Source organism: Curtobacterium sp. MCPF17_051 (genome assembly GCF_003234595.1).
In the GTDB taxonomy this organism is placed as follows: Bacteria; Actinomycetota; Actinomycetes; order Actinomycetales; family Microbacteriaceae; genus Curtobacterium; species Curtobacterium flaccumfaciens.
Genome location: NZ_QKSE01000023.1, coordinates 1 through 24,376 on the forward strand (window position 1 = coordinate 1; position 24,376 = coordinate 24,376).

Genomic DNA, 24,376 nt, shown 5'->3' on the forward strand with positions numbered 1-24,376 from the left:
CGAGAGGGAAACGCCCGGTCACATTCCGAACCCGGAAGCTAAGCCTCTCAGCGCCGATGGTACTGCAAGGGGGACCTTGTGGGAGAGTAGGACGCCGCCGGACTTAACGTAGAAGAACCAGGGAACCCCTGACCATTCGTGGTCAGGGGTTTTCTGCATTTGCGGCCCGTTCTGGGTCCTTGTCGCCGGGGCCTGGACAGGCCGTAGGATCAGCCGACGACGGAGGAACGATGACCGAAGCCTGGCCGGCCCTGCCCGACGGCTCCCGATTGGCGCTGCGGGAGATCCTCATCCACGGGGTGCTCTCCCGTGCCGAGATCGCTCGGTCACTCGGGCTCTCACGGGCGAGTCTCACCCGGGCCATGCGCATCCTGGTGTCGCAGCGCCTCGTGGTCGAGGTGGGGACGGACGTGCGAGGTGCTACAGGTCGCCCGTCGGAGCTCCTGCAGGTGAGCAGTGGGCAGTGGGAGTTCCTCGGCGTCAAGCTCACGAAGGACCGCCTGTACGCCGCGGTCACGGACCTGGGCGGACGGGTCCTCGCCCTGCACGAAGAAGGCATCGACGACACCGCCGCCGAGCCGCTCGCGGAGCAGATCACGGCCGTTCTGGAGCGACTCCTGGTGGCCCACCCCGCGATCTGCGCGATCGGCGTCTCGCTGCCCGGTGACGTCATCGTCCGCGAGGGGGAGTCGGTGGTCGCCGGGTCGGTGTTCCTCGGGTGGCACGAGGTGCCCTTCGCCCAGATGCTCGAGGAGCGGACGGGCATCGCCACGTTCACAGCGAACGACGTCCACGCGTTGACGGCGAAGGAGCACTGGTTCGGCGCCGGCGCGGGTCGTGGATCGATGGTGCTGGTGACCGTCGGTGAGGGCATCGGCCTCGGGCTGATCGCGAACGGGCAGGTCTCGACCGGGGAGCACGGGCGCCTGGGACGGATCGGGCACCTGCCGGTCCTCGGCGGTGGGCCGGACTGCGGGCTCGGGCACGCCGGGTGCGCCTCGAGCTACCTGCCGAGCCCGGTCATCGTGCGGAACGCCGGGCACGAGGGGAAGACGTACGACCAGGTGGTCGAGCTCGCGCGGGACGGCGACGAGGGAGCCCTCGCTGCGTTCGAGGATGCCGGCCGCGCCCTCGGGGTCCTGCTCGCCACCGCGGTGCACATCGCCGACCCCGCGGCGATCGTGCTGACGGGGGATGGGCTGCCCGTGTACGACCTGGCGCGGGCGACCGTCGACGAGTCGATGCGGGCCGCCCTGGCGCCGTACAACGAGCCGGTCACGGTGGAGGTGCAGCCGTTCGAGTTCTCTGAGTGGGCACGCGCTGGGGCGGTGCTCGCCATCCGCCGGCTGCTGGGGGAGTGATCCGCTGAGTGACCAGGCAGAGGTATGGAGGCGTTAGTTACACACGTTGACAAACGCGCGCGCAGACGGGAGGCTTGAGCGGTCCACACCATCGAAGGAGATGCCGTGACCGCTGCCCCCACCGTCCCGTGGCCGACCGACGGCCTGTCGTTCGGCGGCGACTACAGCCCCGAGCAGTGGCCCCGGGAGACCTGGCTCGAGGACGTTCGCCTGATGCGAGAGGCCGGCGTGAACCTGGTCACCGTCGGGGTGTTCTCGTGGGCACTGCTCGAGCGGTCGCCGGGGGACTTCACGTGGGAGTGGCTCGACGACGTGCTCGCGCTGTTGCACGCGCACGGCATCGCGGTGGACCTCGCGACGCCGACCGCCGCCCCGCCGAACTGGCTGCTGACCGCACACCCGGAGATCCTGCCCGTGGACGCCACGGAGCGGCGGGAACGACCCGGTGGGCGACTCGGGTGGTGCCCGGCCTCCGAGCTGTTCCGGGAGCACGCGCTCCGCATGGTCGACGCGCTGGCCGAGCGGTACGGCCGACACCCGGCGGTGCGACTCTGGCACGTGAGCAACGAGCTCGGCGGCGGCAACGGCCGGTGCTACTGCGAGGAGTCGGCAGCGGACTTCCGTCACTGGCTCGTCGCGAAGTACGGCGACGTCGAGGCCGCGAACGACGCCTGGGGCACGGCCTTCTGGGGGCACACCTACACCTCGTTCGACGAGGTCTCGCCGCCGCGCGGGGTCGGCGGTGCGCCGAACCCCGGGATCGCGCTGGACTTCGAGCGGTACTCCTCCGACGCCCTCCTCCGCCAGTTCGACGCCGAGAAGGCCGTCATCGAGCAGCACTCGGACGTGCCGGTGACCACGAACTTCATGGTGGGAGCCGGCTCACAGGTCGTCGACTACGCCGGGTGGGCGAAGCACGTGGCGATCGTCGCGAACGACCACTACACGCTCGTCGACGACGCTCGCCGCGAGCAGGACCTCGCGCTGGCCGGTGACCGGATGCGCGGGATGTCGGCGGATCGCCGTCCCTGGCTGCTCATGGAGCACTCGACGGGTGGCCCGAGCTGGCAGCAGCGCAACCGCGCCAAGGAACCCGCGGAGCTCGTCCGGAACGCCCTGGCGCACGTGGCGCACGGTTCCGACGGGGCGATGTTCTTCCAGTGGCGGGCCTCCACCGCGGGCGCCGAGCAGTTCCACTCCGCGATGCTCCCGCACGCCGGCACCCGCACGCGCATCTGGCGCGAGGTGCTCGCCCTCGGCCGGGCGCTGCAGGACCTCGCACCCGTGCAGGGCACCCGAGTCCAGCCGGCCCGGGTCGCGATCGTCGTCGACGAGGCCTCCGGGTGGGCCGTGCAGTCGGGCCTCAAGCCGCACCGGGGTCTCCGTTACGGCCGGGAGCTCCGCGCCTGGCACCGCGCGTTCCACGACCGGCAGGTGCTCACCGACGTGGTCCCCGCCGACGCCGACCTGGACGGCTACGACGTGGTCGTCGTGCCGACGATGCTCGTCGTCGACGACGCGACCGCCGCGCGGTTGTCCGGCGTGCTGGACCGCGGCGCCACTCTGATCGTCACCTACCTGTCCGGCGTCGCCGACGAGACCGCGCGCATCCGCACCGGCGGGTACCCGGGAGCGTTCCGCCAGGTGCTCGGCGCCTGGAGCGAGGAGTTCACCCCGCTGCAGCGCGACGAGCGCTGGACCCTCGACGACGGTGAGGTCGTCACCGACTGGGCCGAAGCGGTCGTGCTCGAGGACGCCGAGTCCGTGCTCCGGTACACCGACGGCCCGCTCGCGGGCCGGCCCGCCGTCACGCGCCGCGCCGTCGGCGGCGGCGCCTGGTACGTGTCTGCGATGCTCGCGGACGACAGCATCCAACGGCTCGTGGACGGGGTGATCGCCCAGCGGGGGATCCTGCGGACGGTCACCGGGCCTCCCGGCCTGGAGGCGGTGCGTCGCGTCGGCGACGACGGTTCCGCCTTCCTGTTCCTCGTCAACCACCGTGCTGACGACGTCACGGTCGTCGCGTCCGGGACGGACCTGCTCGACGGGTCCGGCCACGGGCCGGACACCGTCGTGCCGGCCGGACGCGTCCGCGTGCTGCGCGAGGAGCGGGTCTCGTGACCGTCGTGGAGCGCGAGTCGACAGCCGTCGGTGCAGGCGATCGACGCGTGCACGTGCTGCGGTCCGCCGGGGTGTCGCTGGTGCTGGCATCCGCGGCGGACGGCCTGCCCGAGGTCCTGCACTGGGGTCGGGACGTCGGGCCCGTCGCGCCGGACGACACGGCCGACCTGCTGCTTGCACTCGGCCGGCCGCTCGGACCGAGTGCGCTCGACGCGCGGTGGCCGCTCACGGTGCTGCCGACCGAGCGCGACGGGTGGGAGGGGCGGCCGGGGATCGCCGGGCACGTGGACGGGATGCCGCTGGTGCCGCGGTGGCGTGACGTGATCGTCCTGGCGGATGACCGGCGGATCGTCGTGACCGCCGAGTCGGACCCGTTGGCGCTCCGGAGCGAGTTCGCGCTCGACACCGCGGGGGTGCTGCGGGTGCGGCACACGGTGACGAACACGCACGCCGAGCCCGTGCACCTGCAGGCGCTCGAGGCGACGCTGCCCGTGGGGGAGCGGATCACCGAGGTGCTCGACCTGGGCGGACGGTGGACCCGTGAGCGCACACCGCAGCGCCGGGCCGCGACCGCCGGGAGCCACGCACGCGAGAGCCGTCGCGGGCGCACGGGCCACGATTCGCCGACGTTGCTCGTGCTCGGGACGCCCGGGTTCTCGGATGCCGAGGGCGAGCTGTGGGCGGTGCACCTGGCCTGGAGCGCGGACTCCGTGTACCGGTACGACCAGCTCGCCGAGGCGCGGCCGCTGCTCGGCGCCGGGGAACTGCTGCGCGCGGGCGAGGTCGTACTCGTCGAGGGGGAGTCGTTCACCGCCCCCGACGCCGTGTTCGTGTGGAGCGACACCGGGATCGACGGGCTGTCCGACCGCCTGCACGATTCGCTGCGGAGTCGCCCGGGGCACCCGCGACGGCCCCGGCCCGTGGTGCTGAACACGTGGGAGGCCGTCTACTTCCGGCAGGAGCTCGAGCCCCTGGTGGCATTGGCCGAGACCGCGGCGGACATCGGGGTCGAGCGGTTCGTGCTCGACGACGGGTGGTTCCTCGGCCGGCGGTCGGATTCGACGTCCCTGGGGGACTGGCGGGTCGACCCGACGGTGTGGCCGGACGGGCTGGCGCCGCTCGTCGACCGGGTGCGTGCGCTTGGCATGGAGTTCGGGCTGTGGTTCGAGCCCGAGATGGTGAGCCCGGTGTCCGAGCTCGCCGCGGCGCACCCCGAGTGGATGCTGCAGCGCCCCGAGGACGACGTGCGGACGTGGCGGAACCAGTACGTGCTCGACATGGCGAACCCGCTGGCCCGGCACCACGTGCTCGAGAGCATGTCCCGTGTGATCGGTGAGCACCACGTCGACTTCGTGAAGTGGGACCAGAACCGCGACATCGTGCACGCGGTGCACGCGGGTCGAGCTGGCATCGACGCGCACACCCGCGGCGTCTACGCGTTGATGGACGAGCTGCGTGCGCGGCACCCGTGGCTCGAGATCGAGGCGTGCGCGAGCGGCGGTGCCCGGATCGACCTCGGCGTGCTCGAGCGCACCGACCGCGTGTGGCCGTCGGACTCGAACGACGCCTTCGAGCGACTGCCGATCCAGCGCTGGACCGAGGCGCTGCTGCCGCTCGAGCTGATCGGCTCGCACGTCGGGCCGGAGATCTCGCACACCACTGGCCGGCACCTCGACCTGGACTTCCGGATGGCGGTGTCGCTGTTCGGTTCGGCCGGCATCGAGACCGACATCACGAAGCTGTCGCCCGAGGAGCTCGACCGGCTCCGGGCCTGGACAGCGCTGTACCGCCGGGAACGCGGGCTGCTGCACTCCGGGCGGGTGCGGCACCTGGACCTCGGGGACCCGGGGACGGTGGCGACGTCGGTGGTGGCCGTCGACCGGTCGCGGGCGCTGGTGCGGGTGGCACGGACGGAGACGGGGCCGAGGTCGTTGCCGGTGCCGCTCCGGTTCCGTGGACTCGACCGGTCGCGGCGCTACCGGCTCGCTCCGGTGTCCGGGCTCGCTGTGCCGCACGGGCTCGACATGGTGCCGCCGGAGTGGATCGTGCGCGGGCACCTGGAACTGACCGGCGCCGTGTTCGAGGACGTCGGCGCACGGCTCCCGCTGCTCGCGCCCGCGACCGCGATCGTGCTGGAGCTCAGCGCGCTCGACTGAGCGCCGCCAGCCGCGCGGTCCGCTGCTGTCCGGCGCGAGCGGGCGGTGGGCGAGCGGGCGGAATGCCGGGGTGACGGCGGTGGGTGACTCGGGTGTTTCGCCCGTTCGTCGTGGGCGGTGAGCGAGCGGGCGGAATGCCGGGGTGACGGCGGTGGGTGACTCGGGTGTTTCGCCCGTTCGTCGTGGGCGGTGGGCGAGCGGGCGGAATGCTGGGGTGACGGCGGTGGGTGTCCCGGGTGTTTCGCCCGTTCGTCGTGGGTGGTGGGCTCGTGGGCGGTGGGCGAGCGGGCGGAATGCCGGGGTGACGGCGGTGGCTGACCCGGGTGTTTCGCCCGCTCGCGGGATGGGGGGCGAGGAGAGCGGGCGGGGGTGACGGTTCCGGTTCGCGAGCCCGGGGGATCGTGAACCGGAACCGTCAGGGCGCCGCACCGGGTCAGGGTAGGAGCGAACCCGCGTGGCGGAGGACGAGCGGGTGGACGAGGGCCTCCGTCGCGACGCCCGGCACACCCGTCACCGTGAAGGTCACCGACTCGCCGGGGAGCAGGGACACCAGGCCGTCGTCGACGCGGGCGGCCGCATCCACGCGGTCGGGGAACAGCGAGACGTCGCGTGCGTACGCCGTCGCCGTGACGGTCACCGTCGCGCCGTCGGCCGTCGGGGTCACGACGGTCTGCAGCGGTGCGGGCTCGAGCGCCTGGTCGACGACCTCGGCGAAGTCGTGCACCGTGCGGGTGCCGGCTCCCGTGACGACGAGGACCTCGGTACCGCTGTCGCCGGGCACCGCGAGCGACGACGGCAGCTGGACTCGGGCGGCATCGGCGGGGGCGGCTGCGAGCATGAACGACGACGACTCGAGCACGGTGCCGTCGAAGGCGACGCGGGAGACCGTGACCTCGTCGGCGACCGACGCCCCGGACGCGTTGACGAGGACGACGTCGAGACCGCCCTCGCCCCCGGACGACGGCTGCACGGTGAGCAGCACGGGCTGGTAGGCCTGCCGGACGGCGTACCAGACGGGCTTCCGGATGCCGGCGTGGTCGACGAGGGCCCAGGACACCACGGGCCAGTCGTCGTTGAGCTGCCAGACGATCATGCCGGTGTTGTCGGGCGTGCGGGAGCGGAACCACTCCATGCCGAAGCGGATCGCGTGCGCCTGGTTGAGCTGTGCGGCGAAGTGCCAGTCCTCGATGTTCGTCGGCGAGGGCAGGTGGCCGCGCATGCCGTCGGCGAGCTTCCGGTTGCCCTGGTCGGCCTTCTGGTGCACGAGCATCTCGTGGCCGTCCGGGTCGAGGGGCTCGTCGTGCACCACTGCGGTCAGGGTCGACCACGCCGGCGGGCCCTGGAACCCGAACTCCGCCACGAACCGCGGCTCCCAGTCGGCATAGGCGCGGTAGTCGAGGCGGTTCCAGACGTCCCAGATGTGCACGCTGCCGTTCCGCTGGTCGTTCGGCGTCAGGTACTCGTCGAACGAGAACGGGCTGCCCGGCGTGTACGGCCGGGTCGGGTCGAGCTCGGCGACGACCGACGGCAGCAGGGAACGGTAGTAGCCGTTGCCCCAGGTCCGGCCGACGAGCGACGGCCGCCAGCCCCACTCGGCGTAGGCGACGAGGTTCTCGTTGTTGCCGTTCCACACCACGAGCGAGGGGTGCGGGCTGAGGCGGGTGACGGCCTCGCGGACCTCGGGCTCGACCTCGTCGGCGAGCCAGGGCTCCTCGGCGTAGGCGGCACAGGCGAACAGGAAGTCCTGCCACACCAGGACGCCGAGCTCGTCGCACCGGTCGTACAGGTCGTCGGACTCGTAGATTCCGCCGCCCCAGATGCGGAGCAGGTTCATGTTCGCGTCGATCGCGTCCTGGATCCGGTCCGCGTACCGGGCGGGTGTCATCTCGGTCAGGTAGGCGTGGTCGGGGATCCAGTTCGCCCCGCGCACCATGACCGGACGGCCGTTCACGCGGAGCAGGAACGGCGCACCGCCGGCGTCGGCCGCGGTGTCGAGCGTGACCGTGCGGAAGCCCACGCGGCCGGTCCAGACGTCGTCGCCGACCTCGACCCGGACGTCGTACAGCGGCTGGTCGCCCTCGCCGCGGGGCCACCAGACGGCGACGTCGGGGACCTCGAGGCGGACGGTCGCTGCGCCGTCCACGACAGGGCGCGCGCCGACCACCCGGTCGGTGGTACCGACGGGACGGACGGGAGGCTCGGTGTCGGAACCCGGGCGCCCTGCGGACGCGGGGTGCGGGGCCAGGGTGATCCGGGCCTCCAGGCCGGTGCCCGCGGAACCGTCCGCGGACGCGACGGGCGCGCTGCCGATCGCCTGCGAGAAGGAGCCGGTGGAGCCGGCGTGCTCGACGTCGACGTGGGCCGTCAGCACACCGGTGGTGCCGTCGAGGTCGACGAGCGGGCGGACGGCCGCGATGCGGACGCCGCTCCAGGACTCGATGCCGATCGACTTCCAGATGCCGCTCGTGGCGACGTCGACGCCCCAGTCCCACCCGAAGTTCGACGCGTTCTTGCGGAGCGCGTTGTAGGGGTGGTGGTTGACGTGCGGCAGCTCGCCGCCGTGCAGGGCGGACAGGCGCTCGGCGGCGGGGACGGGCGCGTCGAAGGTGACGACGAGCTCGTTCGTGCCCGGGCGGAGCAGGTGCCCGACGGGGAACCGGTACGAGCGGTGCTGGTTGGCGGTGGTCGCGACGACGATGCCGTTGAGCGCGATCGTGGCGAGGGTGTCGAGGCCCTCGGCGACGAGGTCGTGGCGGGTCTCGTCGGGCGCTGCCCAGTCGAAGGTGCGGCGGTAGCGCCAGACCGTGTCGCCGATCCACTGGGTGGCGGCCTCGCCGTCGCCGTCGAACGGGTCGGGGATCCGGCCCGCGCGCAGCAGGTCGGTGTGCACGCAGCCGGGGACCTGCGCCGCGATCGGTTCGCGGTGCTCCGCCGACTGCTCGGGCCCGGTCACCGCCTCGAGGGTCCACGTGCCGTCCAGGGTGGTCCGCTCCATTGCGTCTCCTCATCGTTACGGGGCCGTGACCCGACCCCTTGACCGCCTTAGTTTACGCGTGTAACAATCACGCTCACAACGTGGACTCTGCGACGACGCAGACCGAGAGGACAACGATGTTCAACCCAACCCGTTCACGGCTCGCCATCGGCGGCGCCGTTCTCCTCGCAGCCGGCCTCGCGCTCAGCGGCTGCAGCTCCAGCGGCAGCGCCAGCACGAACGACGCCGCTGCCTCGACCCTGGTGGCGTACACCGGCCAGTCCGGCGACTACCAGATCAACTTCAACCCGTGGTCGCCGTCCAACATCGGCGGCGTCGGCACGATCTACGAGTCGCTCTTCTTCATCACCAACGTCAACACGAAGGACCCGAAGCCGCTGCTCGGCAAGTCCTACGAGTGGAACGACGACGGCACGCAGCTCACGATCACGCTGCGCGACGGAGCCACCTGGAGCGACGGCGAGCCCTTCACCTCGAAGGACGTCGTGTTCACGCTCGACATGCTCAAGAAGCAGAAGGCCCTGAACTCGATCGGCTACGACGGCACCGCCAAGGCCGACGGCGACGACAAGGTGGTCGTCTCGTTCGACAAGCCGTCTTTCGTACTCGGCCCGAACCTGCTCGGCAAGACCTGGATCGTGCCCGAGCACCTGTGGAAGGACATCGACCCGACCACCGACGTCGTGCGCGAACCCGTCGGCACCGGCCCGTACGCGCTCGGCACCTTCAAGGCGCAGGCGTTCACCCTCGAGGCGAACAAGAAGTACTGGGACGGCGCCCCGGCCGTGAAGACCATCCGCTACCTGTCGCTCTCCGGCAACACCGCCGGCGCCGACGCACTGAAGCAGGGGTCGATCGACTGGCAGACCGGCCCGGTGCCGAACATGGACGACATCCCCGCCAACTACAACGGCTACGACGGCATCACCGTCGGCCAGAACCAGATGGCCCTGCTGACCTGCGCGAACACCGACCTGGGCTGCGCCGGCCCGCAGACCGACCCGGCCGTCCGCCACGCCATCGCCGACGCCATCAACCGCAAGCAGCTCAACTCGCTGGCGTTCGAGAACACCGCGAGCGAGATCTCGCCGACCTTCGCGCTCACCACGACGCAGAAGGACACCATCTCGAAGGACATCGAACCGGCCGTCATGCCGGAGACCCCCGACACCGACGCAGCGGCATCGGCGCTCGAGGACGCGGGCTACGCGAAGGGCGCCGACGGCATCTACGCCAAGGACGGCAAGAAGCTGTCCCTGACGGTCGAGGTCGTCACCGGCTGGACCGACTACATCACCGCCATCGACACCATGACGCAGCAGCTCAAGGCCGCTGGCATCGAGCTCAAGGCGCAGCAGTCGTCGTGGAACGAGTGGACCGACAAGAAGACCAAGGGCAACTTCGAGCTCGCGATCGACTCGCTCGGCCAGGGCCCGACGGCGAACCCGTACTACCTGTACAACAACTACTTCACGACGGCGAACACCGCGAAGGTCGGTGAAGCAGCCCCGATGAACATCTCGCGGTACAGCAACCCCGACGTCGACGAGGCCATCGCGAAGCTCGCCACGATCAACCCCGAGGACACCGCGGCGACGCAGCCCGAGCTCGACACGATCCAGGAGCACATCGTCGAGGACCTGCCCTACATCCCCGTGATGACCGGCGGCACGACGAGCGAGTTCCACGCGGCGAAGTTCACCGGCTGGCCGACGGAGGACGACCTGTACGCGTTCCCGGCGGTCTGGGCGAGCCCGGACAACGCCGAGATCTTCAAGGCGCTCAAGCCGGCGAAGGGCTGACACCGATGGGATCGCGACCGAGGGGCACTCGACGATGACCTACTTCCTGCGCAAGATCGGCTTCTACGTCGTCGCACTGTGGGCGGCCCTGACGCTGAACTTCATCATCCCCAGGCTCCTGCCCGGCAACCCGGTGGACATCCTGCTCGCCAAGCTCCAGCAGCGCGGCGGGCAGGTGACCCCGGCGACCCGGGAGGCGTACGAGCTGCTCCTCGGTGGCGATTCCTCGGAGCCGCTCATCTCCCAGTACGGCCACTACCTGGTCAACGTGTTCCGCGGTGACCTCGGGGTGTCCGTCAGCTACTTCCCGGCACCCGTCACCGAGGTGATCGGCAGCTCGCTGCCGTGGACCATCGCGCTGGTCGGGATCGCCACGATCCTGGCCGCGATCATCGGCGTCGGCCTCGGGGCCTTCGTCGGCTGGCGGCCGGGCACCTGGCTCGACTCGTTCGTGCCGGCCACCACCCTGCTCGCCGCGGTGCCGTACTTCTGGCTCGCGCTGATCCTGGTGTACTTCTTCGCCACCGGGATCCACCTGTTCCCGGCGCAGGGCGGCTACGACGTCATCCTGACCCCCGGGTTCAACTGGGACTTCATCGCCTCGGCGATCAAGTACGGGGTGCTGCCGGCCGTGACGATCGTGCTCGCGTCGCTCGGGGGCTGGCTGCTCGGCATGCGCAACATGATGGTGTCGACGCTGTCCGAGGACTACATCACCACCGCGCAGGCGAAGGGTCTGTCGGACGGCAAGATCCTGCGGAACTACGCCGCCCGCAACGCCGTGCTGCCCTCCGTCGCCGGATTCGCGATCTCCCTCGGGTTCATCGTGTCCGGCTCCGTCGTCACCGAGCAGGTGTTCTCGTACCCGGGCATCGGGTCGAAGCTGCTGTCCGCCGTGACGAACAACGACTACGCGCTGATGCAGGGCATCTTCCTGTTCATCACCCTGGCGGTCCTCGGCGCGAACCTCGTCGTCGACCTGCTGTACGGACTGATCGACCCGCGCACGCGGGCACGGAGCTAGGGGAGGAGACGACCATGACCAACATCCAGCAGGAGACCGAGCCCACCATCGGCGCACTGACCGAGGAGGCCGACAGCACCACGTCGATCGCCACCCGGCGCGCGTCGAAGGGCGGCATCCGCAGGTTCCTCCCCACCCTCACCCCGTGGCTCGTCACGGGCATCGCGCTCGTCGCCGGCGTCACGCTGTTCGGGGTGATCGGACCGCTGCTCGTCGGCGACCCGACCACCATCCGCGACACCGGGCTGCAGGGACCGAGCGGCGAGAACGTCCTCGGCACCACCCAGACCGGTCAGGACGTCCTGGCCCAGCTCGCCTTCGCCACCCGGGGCAGCCTGCAGATCGGGCTCATCGTCGGCGTCCTCGCCACGGTGCTGTCCGCGTTCTTCGGGATCCTCGGCGCCTACCTGGGCGGGATCATGGACGAGGCGTTCTCGCTGTTCTCGAACGTGTTCCTCGTCATCCCCGGCCTGCCGCTCGTCATCGTCATCTCCGGCCTGGTGCCGCGTGAGGCCCGCGGGCTCTGGACCATCGCCGTCGTCCTGGCGATCACGTCGTGGGCCGGGTCCGCCCGGGTGCTGCGGGCGCAGACGATGTCGATCCGCAACCGCGACTACGTCTCCGCCGCCCGGGTCGCCGGCGAACGGCCCTGGCGGGTCATCGCCGTCGAGATCCTGCCGAACCTGCTGCCGGTGCTCGCGTCGCAGTTCGTGTTCGCGGTGATCGCCGCGATCCTCGGGGAAGCGGGGCTGTCGTTCCTCGGGCTCGGAGCGTCGAACTCGTCGACGCTCGGCACGATGCTCTTCTACGCCCAGAACGGCTTCGCGTTGGCGAACGGCGCCTGGTGGTGGTTCGTGCCGCCGGGCCTGCTCATCGCCCTGCTCGGCATGGGCCTGTCCCTGGTGAACTTCTCGATCGACGAGGTCATCAACCCGCGACTCGCGAACGTGCGTGCGCAGCGACGGCGTGACCGTCGTGCGAAGCGTGCGGCTCGCTCGGGAGGCCCGGCCCGCGTCGCCACCGCCGGTCACGACACGAAGGGGGTCGCCCGATGAGCGCCACCGACACCGCACGACCGGTCACCTCCGACGCCACGGGCGACGGTCGTCGCCCGGCCGTGCTGACGATCGACCACCTCGACGTCGTCTACGAGACCGAGCACCCCGTGCACGCCGTGAAGGACGTCTCGCTCACCCTGGCGCCCGGCGAGATCCTCGGGCTGGCGGGGGAGTCCGGCTGCGGCAAGACGACCCTGGCCTACGCCATCACCCGGCTGCACCGGCCGCCGGCGAAGGTCGCGTCCGGCAGCATCACGTTCCACGACCGGGACGGCACCGACGTCGACCTGCTCGGGCTTCCGCACGAGCAGCTCCGTGCCGTGCGCTGGTCGAAGCTCTCGATGGTGTTCCAAGGGGCGATGAACGCGCTCAACCCGGTCACCACGATCCGCGCCCAGCTCGACGACGCCCTGGTCGAACACCGCAAGGGCCTGCCGCGCAGGGAACGTCGGGCCATCGCCGAGGACGCCCTGCGCCGCGTCGGCGTCGACCCGTCCCGCATCACCGCGTACCCGCACGAGCTGTCCGGCGGCATGCGGCAGCGCGTTATGATCGCGATGGCGATGCTGCTCGAACCGCAGATCATGATCATGGACGAGCCGACCACCGCGCTCGACGTCGTGGTGCAGCGGGAGATCCTGCGCGAGATCGTCCGGCTGCGCGACGAGCTCGGGTTCGCCGTCGTGTTCATCACGCACGACCTGCCGCTGCTGCTCGAGATCAGCGACCGGATCGCGATCATGCTCCGCGGCGAGGTCGTCGAGTGCGACCGTGCCAGCGTGATCCAGCACGACCCGCAGCACCCGTACACGCGGAAGCTGCTGCAGTCGTTCCCGAGCCTGTCCGGAGCCCGCGGCGCGTTCATCCGCACCGGGGTCGAGGACGGCGCCGAACCCGAGACCGACACCCGGGCCGTCGTGGTCCAGGCAGCACAGGAGACGGACCGATGACCAGTGTGACCGTCAGCCACCTCGGCAAGGACTTCCACACCCGCAAGGGCCTGAAGCGCACCACCCTGCGGGCCGTCGACGACGTGTCGTTCGACCTGCTGCCCGGCCGGACCGTCGCGCTCGTGGGGGAGTCCGGTTCGGGCAAGTCCACCATCGCGCGGATGCTCGCCAAGCTCGAGACCAGGACGCGCGGCTCGATCGACGTGCGGCTCGAGGACGGCACCCCCGTCGAGGGCAGCATGTACCGGCGGCACGTGCAGATGGTGTTCCAGGACCCGTTCGCCTCGCTCAACCCGTTCCACTCGATCGAGCACCACATCGCCCGACCGCTGCAGCTGCACCACCGGGCGCGCGGCGCCGACGAGACCGCCGACAAGGTGCGGGAACTGCTCGGCCGGGTGAACCTCGACGAGGACTTCGCGTCGCGGCGGCCGCACGAGCTCTCCGGCGGGCAGCGGCAGCGCGTCGCCATCGCCCGCGCACTCGCTCCGGGCGCGCAGGTGCTCATCGCCGACGAACCGGTGTCGATGCTCGACGTCTCGATCCGGCTGAGCGTGCTCAACCTGCTCGGGCGACTGCAGCGCGAGGACCACCTCGCCGTGCTCTACATCACGCACGACCTGGCGACCGCGCGGCACTTCTCCGACGAGATCCTGGTGCTCTACCGCGGCCGGGTCGTCGAGCGCGGGCCGTCGGACGCCGTCATCCTCGACCCGCACCACGACTACACCCGGCTGCTCGCCGAGGCCGCCCCCGACCCGGAGCGCACCGAGCGTCGGATCACCGCGGGGCCGCCGCTCGACCGGACGAAGATCGACAACACCACCTGCTACGACCACACGGTCGGGGCCTGGGTGTGGAGCGAGCCCGCACCGGTCGGGGCGCGATGAGCGACCGGCCGACGTTCGTCGACTGGGTCACCGACGGGTTCTCGGCGCGGTTCCGGGTCGGCGCGGACCAGCCCGCGGCGCTCGTGTCGTTCGTCGCGAGCGGCGGGGTGCTCGCCGACGGGCCGGACGACCCGCAGCCGCTCGTCGAGCTGACGACCGTCGGGCACGGGCGGTTCCCGGGCGGGTTCCGGCACGTCGACTCCACGATCGGGGCGAGACTGCGACCCGTGTCGCACCACGTGCACGACGACGGGACCGACCTGTGGTTCCGGATCGTGCAGGCGGACGCGGCCACGGGCCTCCAGGCCGAGTCGGTGTTCCGGGCGCGCGCCGGCGTGCCCGCGTTCCAGACGTGGACCGAGGTGTCGGCCGAGCACGGCGAGCACATCGTGGACTCCGTGTCGTCGTTCGCGACCGGGGCGTTCCTGACCGACTCGGGCGCCACCGTCGACGAGCTCGCCCTCGTCCACGCGGACAACGACTGGGCAGCGGAGAGCCGTTGGCGGACCGATCCGCTGCGGTCGATCGGGCTCGCGGCGATCGACCGAGAGGCCCAGCACCACCCGCCCCGCAGCCGCGCCGTCGTGCAGAACCGCGGCTCGTGGTCGACCGGCGAGGCGCTGCCGATCGGCGTGCTGCGGGCGGACGAGTACACGCTCGTCTGGCAGGTCGAGCACAACGGGCCGTGGCTGTACGAGCTCGGGGAGACCCGGCGGCACGCGTACGTGCTGCTGAGCGGGCCGACCGACCAGGAACACCAGTGGACCACCGTCGTCACGCCCGAGCAGCCGTTCACCTCGGTGCCGGTGTCCGTCGGGATCGCCGCGTCGATCGACGACGCCTTCGCGGTGCTCACCCGGCAGCGTCGGGCGTTCCGGCACGTGCGGGAGGCCGACCGTGCCCTGCCCCTGGTGTTCAACGACTACATGAACACGCTCATGGGGGACCCGACCACCGAGAAGCTCCTGCCGCTCATCGACGCGGCCGCCGACGCCGGAGCGGACCTGTTCTGCATCGACGCCGGCTGGTACGCCGAGGGGCACTGGTGGGACAGCGTCGGAGCGTGGGAGGAAGCGGCGTCGCGGTTCCCGACCGGGCTCGGGGCCGTCATCGACCACATCCGAGCGCGCGGCATGCAGGCCGGCCTCTGGCTCGAACCCGAGGTCATCGGCATCCACTCACCGCTGGCCTCGACCCTGCCGTCGTCCGCGTTCGTCGAGCACCACGGGGTCCGGGTCGCGGAGCACGGGCGGCACCTGCTCGACCTGCGCTCGCCGGAGGCCCGCGCGCACCTCGACTCGGTCGTCGACCGACTCGTCGGGGAACTCGGCGTGACGTTCTTCAAGATGGACAACAACACGATGACCGGGCCGTTCGCCGGGACGCTCGACCACCAGCGGGCGCTGCTCGACTGGCTCGACGCCGTGCAGGAGCGGTACCCGGCACTGCTCATCGAGAACTGCGCCTCGGGAGCGATGCGCGCCGACTGGGCCATGCTGTCCCGGCTGCACATGCAGTCGACGTCGGACCAGCAGGACCCGTTGCTGTCCGCCACGATCGCCGCCGCTGCTCCCGCCGCGATGCTGCCCGAGCAGGCGGGGAACTGGGCGTACCCGGCGCCGACGATGGAGCCGGAGCTGTTCACGCTGTCGCTCGTGAGCGGGGTGCTCGGACGCATGTACCTGTCCGGGTACCTCAACGAGATGTCGTCGTCGCAGCGTGCGGTGGTCGGTGACGCCATCGCTGCGCACCGGCAGGTCCTGGACGTCGTCGAGTCCGCAGTGCCGGTCTGGCCCCTCGGGCTGCCCGCCTGGGAGGACCCGTGGATCGCACTCGGCCTGCACGCCGCCTCGGGCGACCTGTACCTGTCGGTGTGGTCGCTGCCCGGTGCGTCGGCGTCGGTGTCGTTGCCGCTGCCGGCGTTCACCGGGCAGGCGGTGGTCGTCGAGCCGCTGTTCCCGACGGCACTCGGGTCGTGGTCCGTGGCGTGGGACGCCACTTCGGGCTCGCTCGAGGTCACGAACGGCGGGGCGACCCCCACAGCGCGGGTGCTCCGCGTCCGGTCGCAGGAGGCGGACGCGGAGGCCTGAGCGAGCGCGCGTCGCGATGGCAGGGCGCGCGCTGGAGCGGACGGGAGGCACGGTGCGGGCAGGCACCGTGCCTCCCGTTTCGTCGGTGGTCGCGTCCACGGCGCGGGGGACGCGCGTTCGTGTCCGCGCGGTGACGGTTCTGGTTCAGGATCCCCGGGGATCGTGAACCAGAACCGTCAGGAGTGCCGCAGGACGGGATCCCCGCTCGTGCACAGCGCCGTAGGATCAGAGGAGGGGAGTTGCGGAGAACCGGGGGGAGTCGAGCGTGAGTGCACCGATCTGGCTGATCGCGATCGGCGGGGTGTTCGTCGGTCTCGGCGGACTGGCGTACGCCGGACTCTGGCGGTCGTGGATGCGGCGGAGTACACCGTCGATGCCCTTCGGCTTGTTCTGGCTCGGGCTGGAGCTCGCCTGCGAGGGCGTCGCGGCGTTCTGCTTCAACGGGCCTGTGGTGCTCGCCCTCGTCCTGATGGTGGCGTTCGTGCTGTGCGGCGTGCTCGGGATGTGGTTGCTGTTCGGCGGGGCTCGGTGGGCGACACCGCGGTGGTCGCGACGGGCGGCTCGCCGATGAGCCGGCACGTGCCGTGGGACCCCTGGCCTGACGTCCGCTGGGATGCACTGGCCATCGTCGACGGTCTCGTGTTCGAGGTGCCGGAAGGGTGGACGGCCCGTCCGGTCGAACCGGGCATCCGGCTTGAGCGCGACGACCACGCGGTGTCCATCGACGTGCGGTCCTTCTCCGGTGATCCGACGGCGGAGGTCGTCCGGCGACTTCGGGACCGACCGGACGCCCTGGTCCTCGAATCCACGGACGACCGGGTCCTCGTCGCCCTGCCCGAACCGGACGACGTCGTCATCCGTGATCTCCGGTTCCTCCGCGAACTGCGGGTCCGGATCGCGGTCCAGTGCTCCGCCCGTGACTGGCCTGGAGCCGGCGCGGTCGTCGACGGGCTGCTCAACTCGCGGTGGCGCCGTCCCCTCGACGAGCCGCCGGCCGGGAACGCAGCGCTCGCCGCAGCCGCCGGCCCGGGGCCGACCCTGCCGTGGCGCACTCCGGACGGGGTGCTCGACCAGCTCGTGCGGTTCCGCGACCGCGGCCTGGTGCCCGCAGCGGCGCGACGCTCGGGCCCCGGGGTCGTCGCGCGAGAGCTCGGGTTCGTCGGGCGGTTCGGCGGCCTCACCGACAAGGGCGACGAACTCGTCAGCCCGGTGGTCGATCACGATGCGCTGCTCGTCGTCGAGTCGAGCGACCCCGCGAGCGACGCTCCGCCACTGAGCTGGGCGTGCTGGATGCAGGGCCAGAAGTGCGTCGTGCGTGTCGGCCACGAGGACGGTTCGGAGTCGCTCGGTGTCGTTCGTCCAGGCTCCCTCGTGGCACACCTGCTCCGGTGGCTCGACGTCGATCCCGTCGACTCGGTCGGTGTCGGCGAGCCGGTGACGATCACGACGGCGCAGTACGAGGACCGCTCCGGTCCGTGCCCCAGCGACGTCGAGTGGTTCCAGCGCGCCTGGGCCGCACCGCGGTGGCGGTCCGTGAACGGCTGGAGCCACCAGGCCGGGAAGGGCGTCCACGGGCTGCTCGTTCCGGGTGTGGGTGCGTTGACGAGGGAGAGCGGTGACGGAACGATCACCCTGCGTCCGGAGCGCACCGCGGTGGTCGTTCGGGGTGCTGTCGAGGGAGTGAACGCTTTCGTTGGTCTCACCGACGGCGCCCGGCAGCAGCGCTGATCAGGGGAGGAGCTGGAGCTCCATCGCCCGGGTCACGGCACGGGTGCGGTCGTTCACGCCGAGCTTCTCGAACACGTGGCCGAGGTGCGTCTTCACCGTGGCCTCGCTGAGGAACAGGGCGCGGCCGATCGCCGGGTTGCTGTTGCCCTGGGCGACGAGGCGCAGGACGTCGAGCTCGCGCGGGGTCAGGCTCGGGCCGGCGGCGGCCGGAAGGGCGCCCGTCGCTCGGCGGACGAGCGCTGCGGCCGCGGAGGGCGCGAGCGCCGTCTCGCCCCGTGCCGTCGCCCGGACGCCGGCGAGGATCTCGGACTCCGGGGCGGCCTTGAGCAGGTAGCCGGTGGCGCCGGCCTCGATGGCGGCGAGGATCTGGTCGTCGGACTCGTACGTGGTCAGGATCAGGACGCGGACGCCGGGTTCAGCGGTGAGGATCTCCGCCGTCGCCGCATCGCCGTCGAGCACGGGCATCCGGAGGTCCATGAGCACGACGTCGGGGCGTTCGGCCAGTGCCACCGTCACCGCGGCGCGGCCGTCACTGGCCTGGCCGACGACCTCGACGTCGTCGGCGTCCTGCAGCAGGGCCACGATGCCCGACCGGACGATCGGGTGGTCGTCGGCGACCACGACGCGGATCACGGGGTCACCTCTGCCACGGGCTGACGACCGACGGCCTGGAGGCTCGGCTCGGGTCCGGTGGGCAGGCTCGCGTCGACGACGGTTCCCCGGCCCGGGGTGCTCGTGATCGTGCAGGCACCGCCGGACAGCGCCAACCGTTCGTAGAGACCCCGGAGACCGTGCCCGGCCGTGGGGACGCCGGTGTCGAAGCCGACGCCGTCGTCGGTCACGCGGACGCCGACGCGTTCGCGCGCGTGCTGCAGGACGATGCGCACGGAGCCGGCATCGGCGTGGGCACGGATGTTCGCGAGGGACTCCTGGACGACCCGGAGCAGCACGACCTGGGCGTCGCGGTCGAGCGGGCTGTCGGTCGCGTCGACGGCAACGGGTGTGCCGGTCTCGCGGGTGTACCGCTCGGCCAGGCGGTGCAGGGCGCCGGCCAGGCTGCCGCTCGTGGCACCGGCGACACCGGCGGCGATGAGGGCACGGGAGTCCTCGAGCGCCGCTCGTGCCGACTCTTCGAGGACCACCAGCCGTTCCTCGAGCGCGGCACCGCGGTCGTTCGCCAGGTCCTTGCGGGCACGTTCGGTGAGCATGACGATGCCGGCGAGGTTCTGCGCGACGGTGTCGTGGATCTCGCGGGCCAGGCGCTCCCGTTCGCTCGCGACTCCCGCGCTGCGGTGGGCCTCGGCAAGGGAGTCCTGCGTGGCGCGGAGTTCGTCGAGGAGTTGGCGGCGCTCCTCGGACAGGCCGGCGACGCTCGAGATCCACACGCCCATCGCGCAGGCGCCGATCACGCTGATGCCCTCGATGAGCACGGTGTTGACGAGCGTGTCCGGGCCGCCGGAGACCTGCAGGCCGATGCCGCTCGCGACGCCGACCGCGACCGAGAGCAGGACGGCGGTGCGGACCCGTTCGGACTGCACCCAGACGAGCGGGAACGCGATGCACTGCACGATCGCGGTGCTCGGCACGACGGCGGGCAGCACCAGGGCGGCGACGAGGACCAGCGGCAGGAAGGCCGCGGCGTCACGGGGGCTGTCGTAGCCGCGGTGGCCGAACACGGCGTAGGCGACGACGAGCACCACGACCGCGGTGAACGCCGGCCAGCGGGCGCCCCACGGAGACCACCCGAACACGGTGATCACCGCGGTGAGGAGCATCGTGCCCGCGAAGAAGACGTGCAACCACCGGTTGCGCATCCACGTCTCGCCGTTCATCTGCCCAGCATCCCACCAGCGGGGCGCCATCAGGCGTCCTTGCGGTTCCAACGGAACGTCAGCAGGCAGGCCACCGTGCCCAGGACCAGCCACGCTGCCAACACGAGGGCTCCGAGGCCGAGGTGCCACGCGCCTCCCGGCTCACCCGACTCGAACGCACCGGGCAGGAAGACGGAGCGCATGCCGGACGCCATCCAGCGCAGGGGGAAGACGGACGCGACGTCCTGCAACCAGGTGGGGAGCTGCGTGAAGGGCAGGTAGACGCCGGAGATGAACTGCAGCACCAGCACGATCGGGACGATGGTGGCGGTGGCCCGCCGGCCCTCGCGGGGGAGCGCCGAGACCGCGATGCCGAGGACACAGCTGGTGGCGATGCCGAGGACCATCACGCCGGCGAAGACACCCCACCGGCTCGCGTCAGTCGGCAGGTCGACGCCGAACACCAGGCTCGCGATCGCCAACAGCAGTGCGGTCTGCACGAGCGTGGTGACGAGGACCATGCCGATCTTGCCGACGAAGTACGACAGGACCGGCAGGGGCGTGCCGCCGAGGCGCTTCAACGTGCCGTCGCTGCGCTCGCCCGCGATGTCGACGCCGAGGGACTGCGTGCCGGAGAGCAGGATCCCCGTCGCTACCAGGCCGGGCAGGTAGTAGGTGGCGTAGTCCACGTCGACCGGTCGGCCGTTGCTCGCGACGGCACGGATCGGGTCGGCGTCCGCGAAGGCGACCGAGAACAACGCCAGCATGATGATGGGGAAGAGGAACGTGAAGAACACCGCGTCGGGGGCGCGGAAGTAGGAGCGAATCTCGTAGCCGATGCGGCTGGCGCTCGTGCGCGCTGCGGTGTTCATCGCTGGCCCACCATGTCGAGGTAGACGTCCTCGAGGGACGGACGGATGACTTCGAGGTCGTGCATGGGTGCGGTGCTGCTGCGGATGAGCGCCGTCGGGTCGGTCGTGCGCTCGTCGTGGTGTCCGCCGTCGTCGTCGCGCCAGCGGACCCGGGGTGTGCGGGCCTCGGCGCCGCCGATCTCGTCGATGGGTGCGAGGTCGAGGAGCTTCCCGTCGGCGATGACCGCCGCCCGGTCGGCGAGCTGGGCGGCTTCGTCGAGGTAGTGCGTGGTGAGCAGGATCGTCGTGCCGTCGTGCTGCACCTGGCGCAGGAGGTCCCAGAACTGCCGGCGGGCCTCGGGGTCGAAGCCCGTGGTCGGTTCGTCGAGGAACAGGACCTCGGGTCGGCCGATGATGCCGAGGGCGACGTCGACGCGGCGGCGCTGGCCACCCGACAGCCGGCTGATGCGGGTGTTGCGCTGCGTCTCGAGCCCCGTCGCGGTGAGGAGCTCCTCGACGCTGCGGTGCTTCGGGTACAGCGTCGCGAAGTGGTTCAGCTGCTCGGCGACGGTGACGTTCGGGGACTCCGCGCTGGTCTGCAGGACGATGCCGATGCGTGCGTTGTGGCTGCGGCTCGTCCGTGCCGGGTCGTGGCCGAGGACGCGGACCTCGCCGGCGGTGCGGGAGCGGTACCCCTCGAGGATCTCGACCGTCGTGGACTTGCCGGCACCGTTGGGGCCGAGGAGGGCGAAGGTCTCGCCGCGTTCGATCGTGAAGGAGACGTCGTCCACGGCGCGTTTGCCGGTGGCGTACTGCTTGCCGAGGTGCTGGACCTCGATGGCGGGGGACTCGGGCATGGGTCCAGCTTCGCCGCCGGGCCGCCGTGGCGGATCGACCGGGGCGGTGGTCTCGGCATCGTCCGATCGGAGGATGGCATGACCGTGCCCGCCGATCGTGGCGATCGGCGGGCACGGTCGGGCAGAGCGATCAGCCGATGCTCGGGCTCGCGGTCATACCGACATCGCCCGTGTGGGCGAAGCCGTCGGTGCCCGCGGTTCCGACCCACGTCCACAGTGAGCCGGTGTTGGCCTGCACGGCGACGGCGATGTCACCGCCGACGGCGTCGACGGCCGGGCTGGTGCCGACCTTCATGCCGACGCCAGCGGTGTGTGCGAAGCCGGCGTCACCGGGCGCACCGCGCCAGGTCCACAGGTCACCGGTGTTGGCCTGCGCTGCGACGGCGAGCTGCGAACCGACCAGGGTGATGGACGGGTTCGTGCCCGCCTTCATGCCCAGTGCGGTCTCCTTCGCGAGACCCGTCGTGCGCGGCGTCCCGCTCCACACCCAGAGCTTGCCGGTGTTCGCCTGCGCCGCGACTGCGATGGTCGAGCCGTTGACGCGCGTGACCGACGGGCTCGTGCCGTCCTTCATGCCGAGACCGGTGTCGGCTGCGGTGCCCTTCTGGGCTGCGGTGCCGTACCAGGTCAGCAGCTTGCCGCTGTTCGCCTGGAACGCCACGGAGACGCCGCTGCCGACGGTCGTGATCGACGGGTTCGTGCCGGCCTTCATGCCGTAGCCGGTGGACATTGCGGTCCCGGCCGATCCGGGCGTCCCCGTCCAGGTCCAGAGCTCGCCGGTGTTGGCCTGGAACGCGACCGCGTACTGGCCCCCACCGAGCGAGGCGATCGCCGGACTCGTGCCGAGCTTCATGCCGACGTTCGCCGAGCCTGCGGTCCCGGTCTGCCCGGCCTTGCCTCGCCACGTCACCAGGGAGCCGTCCGGCGCCGCGAACGCGGCAGCGGAATCGGTGCCGGTCGAGGCGATGGCGGGAGACGTGCCCTCCTGAACGGCTCGCCCGGAGTTCGCGGCGAAGCCTTCACTGCCCGCCTCGCCGGTCCACGTCCACAGCGTGCCGGTGTTGGCTCGGACAGCGACGTGCGACTGGACGATCGTGCCCGGGAAGTTCGGGAACGACCACGGGATCGGTGTGCCCTGGGTGACGATCCGCTTGCAGGTGAAGTAGTCGTTCAGGCCGTTCTGGCTCGTTCCGTCGCGCTTCACCTCGAAGTGCAGGTGGTTGCCGGTCGAGTTGCCGGTGGTCCCCACCGAGCCGATCCGCTCGCCCTTCGTGACGGTCTCCCCGACCGAGACGAGCGGGCTGCCGTTGATCATGTGTCCGTAGAGCGTCTGGTAGCCCGCGCCGTGGTCGATCACCACGTAGGTTCCGTAGCCGGTCGTGGCCGAGCTGTTGATGACCGTGCGGACCGTACCGGCCGCGCCCGCGACGATCGACGAACCCCCGGAAGCGGCGATGTCGATGCCGGAGTGCGGAGTGCCATTGCAGTGGGCTCCCACGTACCCGGTCACCTCTCCGGACGTCGGCACGATGACGTCCCCCGTTGCCGCCTGCGCTGGTGCCACAGCGATCAGGCTCAGTCCGGCTGCCAGAGCAACCGTCGCCGATAGGGCGAGAATCTTCTTCATGTGTTTCCCCTCAACGACCGCCGACGGTGGCGGTCGGTGGAACTCTCGCAGGGAGTAGAACAACATTTCCACCCCCCGATCGGGCCATGGGGTCTGCGGGGCGTCGGTACTGGTTCGCGATCGTCGGGGATCGTGAACCGGAACCGCCACGACTTCAGTACTGCGGGCGGATCCAGTCCGTCGGTTGCACGAAGCGGGCACGGGGCAGGACCTCGTCCGGCTCGGCGGTCCGCACGCTCGTGATGATCGTGGCCTCGCCGTGCTCGTACGAACGGCGGGCGATGCCGTCGCGCTCGTCGATCACCAGCGTCGAGCGGAACGCCGGGTCCTCGCCGTGCTCGAAGGTCACCAGGACCGAGCGCTCGCCGATGTGCTGGATCAAGATCGGGTGGACGTCGTCCGTGGCGCGGCCCCACCGGAGCATCAGATCGGGCACGGCCATCCGGACGACGGGGGACGGGACCATGCTCCGGGCGAACGACACCTCGATCGGGCCGTCGTCCGGCTCGTGCAGCACGCCGTCGCGGTAGGAGACCGGCTTGGCACGCTGTCGGACGAGTGTCCAGGTCTGTGCGGGCTCGTCGATGTCGACGCGGAACTGCGAGTACTTCTGCCGGGACTCCTGGTGGACGCCCTCGAGCACGTACCGGGCCGGTCGGCGGAGGGCGGCGAGCTCCTCGGCGATCGCGGGACCGTCGGACCGGGTGAGGAGTTCGTCGAATCGCACGGTGCCAGCATGGCGCACCACGTGCCGTGGACCGCATCCCCTGACGGGCGGGAGGCGCGGGGCGGGGTGGTGCCGGGCCTCCAGGCCGTGGGGTGGTCGCGTCAGGTTGCGTCAAGCAACGTGCGCGTAGACGGGGAGGATGCAGGTCGTCGGAGTCGAACAGTTCGGAGGGCCCGAGGCCCTCGCCGTCCACGAGGTGCCGGAGCCGCACGCCGGTGCGGGGTCCGTGCGGATCCGGGTGCAGGCGTTCGCCGTGAACCCGACCGACACGGGGGTGCGCGCCGGGCAGCGGGACAGCTCGCAGGCCTCGCCGCCGTAGGTGCCGGGG

The 24,376-nt window shown here is 71.3% G+C and carries 19 protein-coding genes and 1 rRNA gene; 13 read left to right on the forward strand and 7 right to left on the reverse strand.

The window, feature by feature from the left end; genetic code table 11:
• From rrf to DEJ35_RS15485, 4 genes are all read left to right on the forward strand, one after another.
• Nucleotides 1–103: ribosomal RNA gene (gene rrf / locus DEJ35_RS15470) — 5S ribosomal RNA — on the forward strand; the annotation flags it as partial.
• A 127-nt stretch (nucleotides 104–230) separates the two neighbouring features.
• Nucleotides 231–1,361: an ROK family transcriptional regulator gene (locus tag DEJ35_RS15475; RefSeq protein WP_111193099.1), complete on the forward strand. Its 1,131-nt coding sequence runs from the start codon at nucleotides 231–233 to the stop codon at nucleotides 1,359–1,361.
• 105 nt (nucleotides 1,362–1,466) lie between these two features.
• On the forward strand, nucleotides 1,467–3,482 hold the full coding sequence (locus tag DEJ35_RS15480; protein WP_111193100.1) for a beta-galactosidase: 2,016 nt from the start codon (nucleotides 1,467–1,469) through the stop codon (nucleotides 3,480–3,482).
• Nucleotides 3,479–5,638 (forward strand): alpha-galactosidase, encoded by a 2,160-nt coding sequence (locus DEJ35_RS15485; protein ID WP_258378509.1) that lies wholly within the window; start codon nucleotides 3,479–3,481, stop codon nucleotides 5,636–5,638. Before DEJ35_RS15480 ends, DEJ35_RS15485 begins: the two co-directional genes overlap by 4 nt.
• A 433-nt stretch (nucleotides 5,639–6,071) precedes the next feature.
• On the opposite strand, the gene DEJ35_RS15490 is transcribed toward DEJ35_RS15485, so the two are convergent.
• Nucleotides 6,072–8,633: a glycoside hydrolase family 2 protein gene (locus tag DEJ35_RS15490; protein ID WP_111193101.1), complete on the reverse strand. Its 2,562-nt coding sequence runs from the start codon at nucleotides 8,631–8,633 to the stop codon at nucleotides 6,072–6,074.
• A gap of 116 nt (nucleotides 8,634–8,749) precedes the next feature.
• Between DEJ35_RS15490 and DEJ35_RS15495 the strand changes: the two genes are divergently transcribed.
• The 8 genes from DEJ35_RS15495 to DEJ35_RS15530 all read left to right on the forward strand — a co-directional run bounded on the left by DEJ35_RS15495 (nucleotide 8,750) and on the right by DEJ35_RS15530 (nucleotide 18,175).
• Complete coding sequence (locus DEJ35_RS15495) at nucleotides 8,750–10,435, forward strand: ABC transporter substrate-binding protein (protein WP_111193102.1); 1,686 nt, start codon at nucleotides 8,750–8,752, stop codon at nucleotides 10,433–10,435.
• Nucleotides 10,436–10,469: 34 nt separating this feature from the next.
• Nucleotides 10,470–11,459: an ABC transporter permease gene (locus tag DEJ35_RS15500; protein ID WP_110862798.1), complete on the forward strand. Its 990-nt coding sequence runs from the start codon at nucleotides 10,470–10,472 to the stop codon at nucleotides 11,457–11,459.
• A gap of 14 nt (nucleotides 11,460–11,473) precedes the next feature.
• A complete protein-coding gene (locus DEJ35_RS17485; protein ID WP_110862799.1) occupies nucleotides 11,474–12,514 on the forward strand; it encodes an ABC transporter permease in 1,041 nt (346 codons plus the stop codon).
• Complete coding sequence (locus DEJ35_RS17490; RefSeq protein ID WP_110895219.1) at nucleotides 12,511–13,467, forward strand: ABC transporter ATP-binding protein; 957 nt, start codon at nucleotides 12,511–12,513, stop codon at nucleotides 13,465–13,467. The genes DEJ35_RS17485 and DEJ35_RS17490 overlap by 4 nt, the downstream gene beginning before the upstream one ends.
• Entirely contained in the window at nucleotides 13,464–14,357 is an 894-nt protein-coding gene (locus DEJ35_RS15515) for an ABC transporter ATP-binding protein (RefSeq protein ID WP_111193103.1), read from the forward strand. Before DEJ35_RS17490 ends, DEJ35_RS15515 begins: the two co-directional genes overlap by 4 nt.
• On the forward strand, nucleotides 14,354–16,447 hold the full coding sequence (locus DEJ35_RS15520) for a glycoside hydrolase family 36 protein (protein WP_111193126.1): 2,094 nt from the start codon (nucleotides 14,354–14,356) through the stop codon (nucleotides 16,445–16,447). The genes DEJ35_RS15515 and DEJ35_RS15520 overlap by 4 nt, the downstream gene beginning before the upstream one ends.
• 265 nt (nucleotides 16,448–16,712) lie before the next feature.
• Nucleotides 16,713–17,018, forward strand: coding sequence for a hypothetical protein (locus tag DEJ35_RS15525; RefSeq protein ID WP_111193104.1), 306 nt, complete (start codon nucleotides 16,713–16,715; stop codon nucleotides 17,016–17,018).
• Complete coding sequence (locus DEJ35_RS15530) at nucleotides 16,976–18,175, forward strand: hypothetical protein (protein WP_111193105.1); 1,200 nt, start codon at nucleotides 16,976–16,978, stop codon at nucleotides 18,173–18,175. The genes DEJ35_RS15525 and DEJ35_RS15530 overlap by 43 nt, the downstream gene beginning before the upstream one ends.
• Here the strand turns inward: DEJ35_RS15530 and DEJ35_RS15535 are convergent, their stop codons facing one another.
• The 6 genes from DEJ35_RS15535 to DEJ35_RS15560 all read right to left on the reverse strand — a co-directional run bounded on the left by DEJ35_RS15535 (nucleotide 18,176) and on the right by DEJ35_RS15560 (nucleotide 24,048).
• Nucleotides 18,176–18,808 carry a response regulator transcription factor gene (locus DEJ35_RS15535; RefSeq protein WP_111193106.1) on the reverse strand — a complete coding sequence of 211 codons (633 nt, stop codon included), beginning with the start codon at nucleotides 18,806–18,808 and terminating at the stop codon, nucleotides 18,176–18,178. It abuts the gene before it with no gap.
• Nucleotides 18,805–20,007 (reverse strand): sensor histidine kinase, encoded by a 1,203-nt coding sequence (locus DEJ35_RS17410; RefSeq protein WP_181435603.1) that lies wholly within the window; start codon nucleotides 20,005–20,007, stop codon nucleotides 18,805–18,807. Before DEJ35_RS17410 ends, DEJ35_RS15535 begins: the two co-directional genes overlap by 4 nt.
• 29 nt (nucleotides 20,008–20,036) lie before the next feature.
• Nucleotides 20,037–20,858 carry an ABC transporter permease gene (locus DEJ35_RS15545; protein ID WP_111091028.1) on the reverse strand — a complete coding sequence of 274 codons (822 nt, stop codon included), beginning with the start codon at nucleotides 20,856–20,858 and terminating at the stop codon, nucleotides 20,037–20,039.
• Nucleotides 20,855–21,694, reverse strand: coding sequence for an ABC transporter ATP-binding protein (locus DEJ35_RS15550; protein WP_181435604.1), 840 nt, complete (start codon nucleotides 21,692–21,694; stop codon nucleotides 20,855–20,857). Before DEJ35_RS15550 ends, DEJ35_RS15545 begins: the two co-directional genes overlap by 4 nt.
• 130 nt (nucleotides 21,695–21,824) lie before the next feature.
• Nucleotides 21,825–23,321: a M23 family metallopeptidase gene (locus tag DEJ35_RS15555; RefSeq protein ID WP_181435605.1), complete on the reverse strand. Its 1,497-nt coding sequence runs from the start codon at nucleotides 23,319–23,321 to the stop codon at nucleotides 21,825–21,827.
• Nucleotides 23,322–23,475: 154 nt separating this feature from the next.
• Entirely contained in the window at nucleotides 23,476–24,048 is a 573-nt protein-coding gene (locus DEJ35_RS15560) for a hypothetical protein (RefSeq protein ID WP_111193110.1), read from the reverse strand.
• A gap of 139 nt (nucleotides 24,049–24,187) precedes the next feature.
• On the opposite strand from DEJ35_RS15560, the gene DEJ35_RS17615 reads away from it, so the two are divergent.
• The gene (locus tag DEJ35_RS17615) at nucleotides 24,188–24,367 is read left to right on the forward strand and encodes a hypothetical protein (protein WP_258378510.1); all 180 of its coding nucleotides are present in this window, start codon (nucleotides 24,188–24,190) and stop codon (nucleotides 24,365–24,367) included.
• Nucleotides 24,368–24,376: the final 9 nt, after the last annotated feature.

Excerpts from the sequence above, each read along its gene's own strand:
- DEJ35_RS15550 (WP_181435604.1), bottom strand. The coding sequence starts at position 21,694 with ATGCCCGAGTCCCCCGCCATCGAGGTCCAGCACCTCGGCAAGCAGTAC.
- DEJ35_RS15475 (WP_111193099.1), top strand. The coding sequence starts at position 231 with ATGACCGAAGCCTGGCCGGCCCTGCCCGACGGCTCCCGATTGGCGCTG.
- DEJ35_RS17490 (WP_110895219.1), top strand. The coding sequence starts at position 12,511 with ATGAGCGCCACCGACACCGCACGACCGGTCACCTCCGACGCCACGGGC.
- DEJ35_RS15495 (WP_111193102.1), top strand. The coding sequence starts at position 8,750 with ATGTTCAACCCAACCCGTTCACGGCTCGCCATCGGCGGCGCCGTTCTC.
- DEJ35_RS15520 (WP_111193126.1), top strand. The coding sequence starts at position 14,354 with ATGAGCGACCGGCCGACGTTCGTCGACTGGGTCACCGACGGGTTCTCG.
- DEJ35_RS17410 (WP_181435603.1), bottom strand. The coding sequence starts at position 20,007 with ATGAACGGCGAGACGTGGATGCGCAACCGGTGGTTGCACGTCTTCTTC.
- DEJ35_RS15555 (WP_181435605.1), bottom strand. The coding sequence starts at position 23,321 with ATGAAGAAGATTCTCGCCCTATCGGCGACGGTTGCTCTGGCAGCCGGA.
- DEJ35_RS15545 (WP_111091028.1), bottom strand. The coding sequence starts at position 20,858 with ATGAACACCGCAGCGCGCACGAGCGCCAGCCGCATCGGCTACGAGATT.
- DEJ35_RS17485 (WP_110862799.1), top strand. The coding sequence starts at position 11,474 with ATGACCAACATCCAGCAGGAGACCGAGCCCACCATCGGCGCACTGACC.
- DEJ35_RS17615 (WP_258378510.1), top strand. The coding sequence starts at position 24,188 with ATGCAGGTCGTCGGAGTCGAACAGTTCGGAGGGCCCGAGGCCCTCGCC.
- DEJ35_RS15515 (WP_111193103.1), top strand. The coding sequence starts at position 13,464 with ATGACCAGTGTGACCGTCAGCCACCTCGGCAAGGACTTCCACACCCGC.
- DEJ35_RS15490 (WP_111193101.1), bottom strand. The coding sequence starts at position 8,633 with ATGGAGCGGACCACCCTGGACGGCACGTGGACCCTCGAGGCGGTGACC.
- DEJ35_RS15500 (WP_110862798.1), top strand. The coding sequence starts at position 10,470 with ATGACCTACTTCCTGCGCAAGATCGGCTTCTACGTCGTCGCACTGTGG.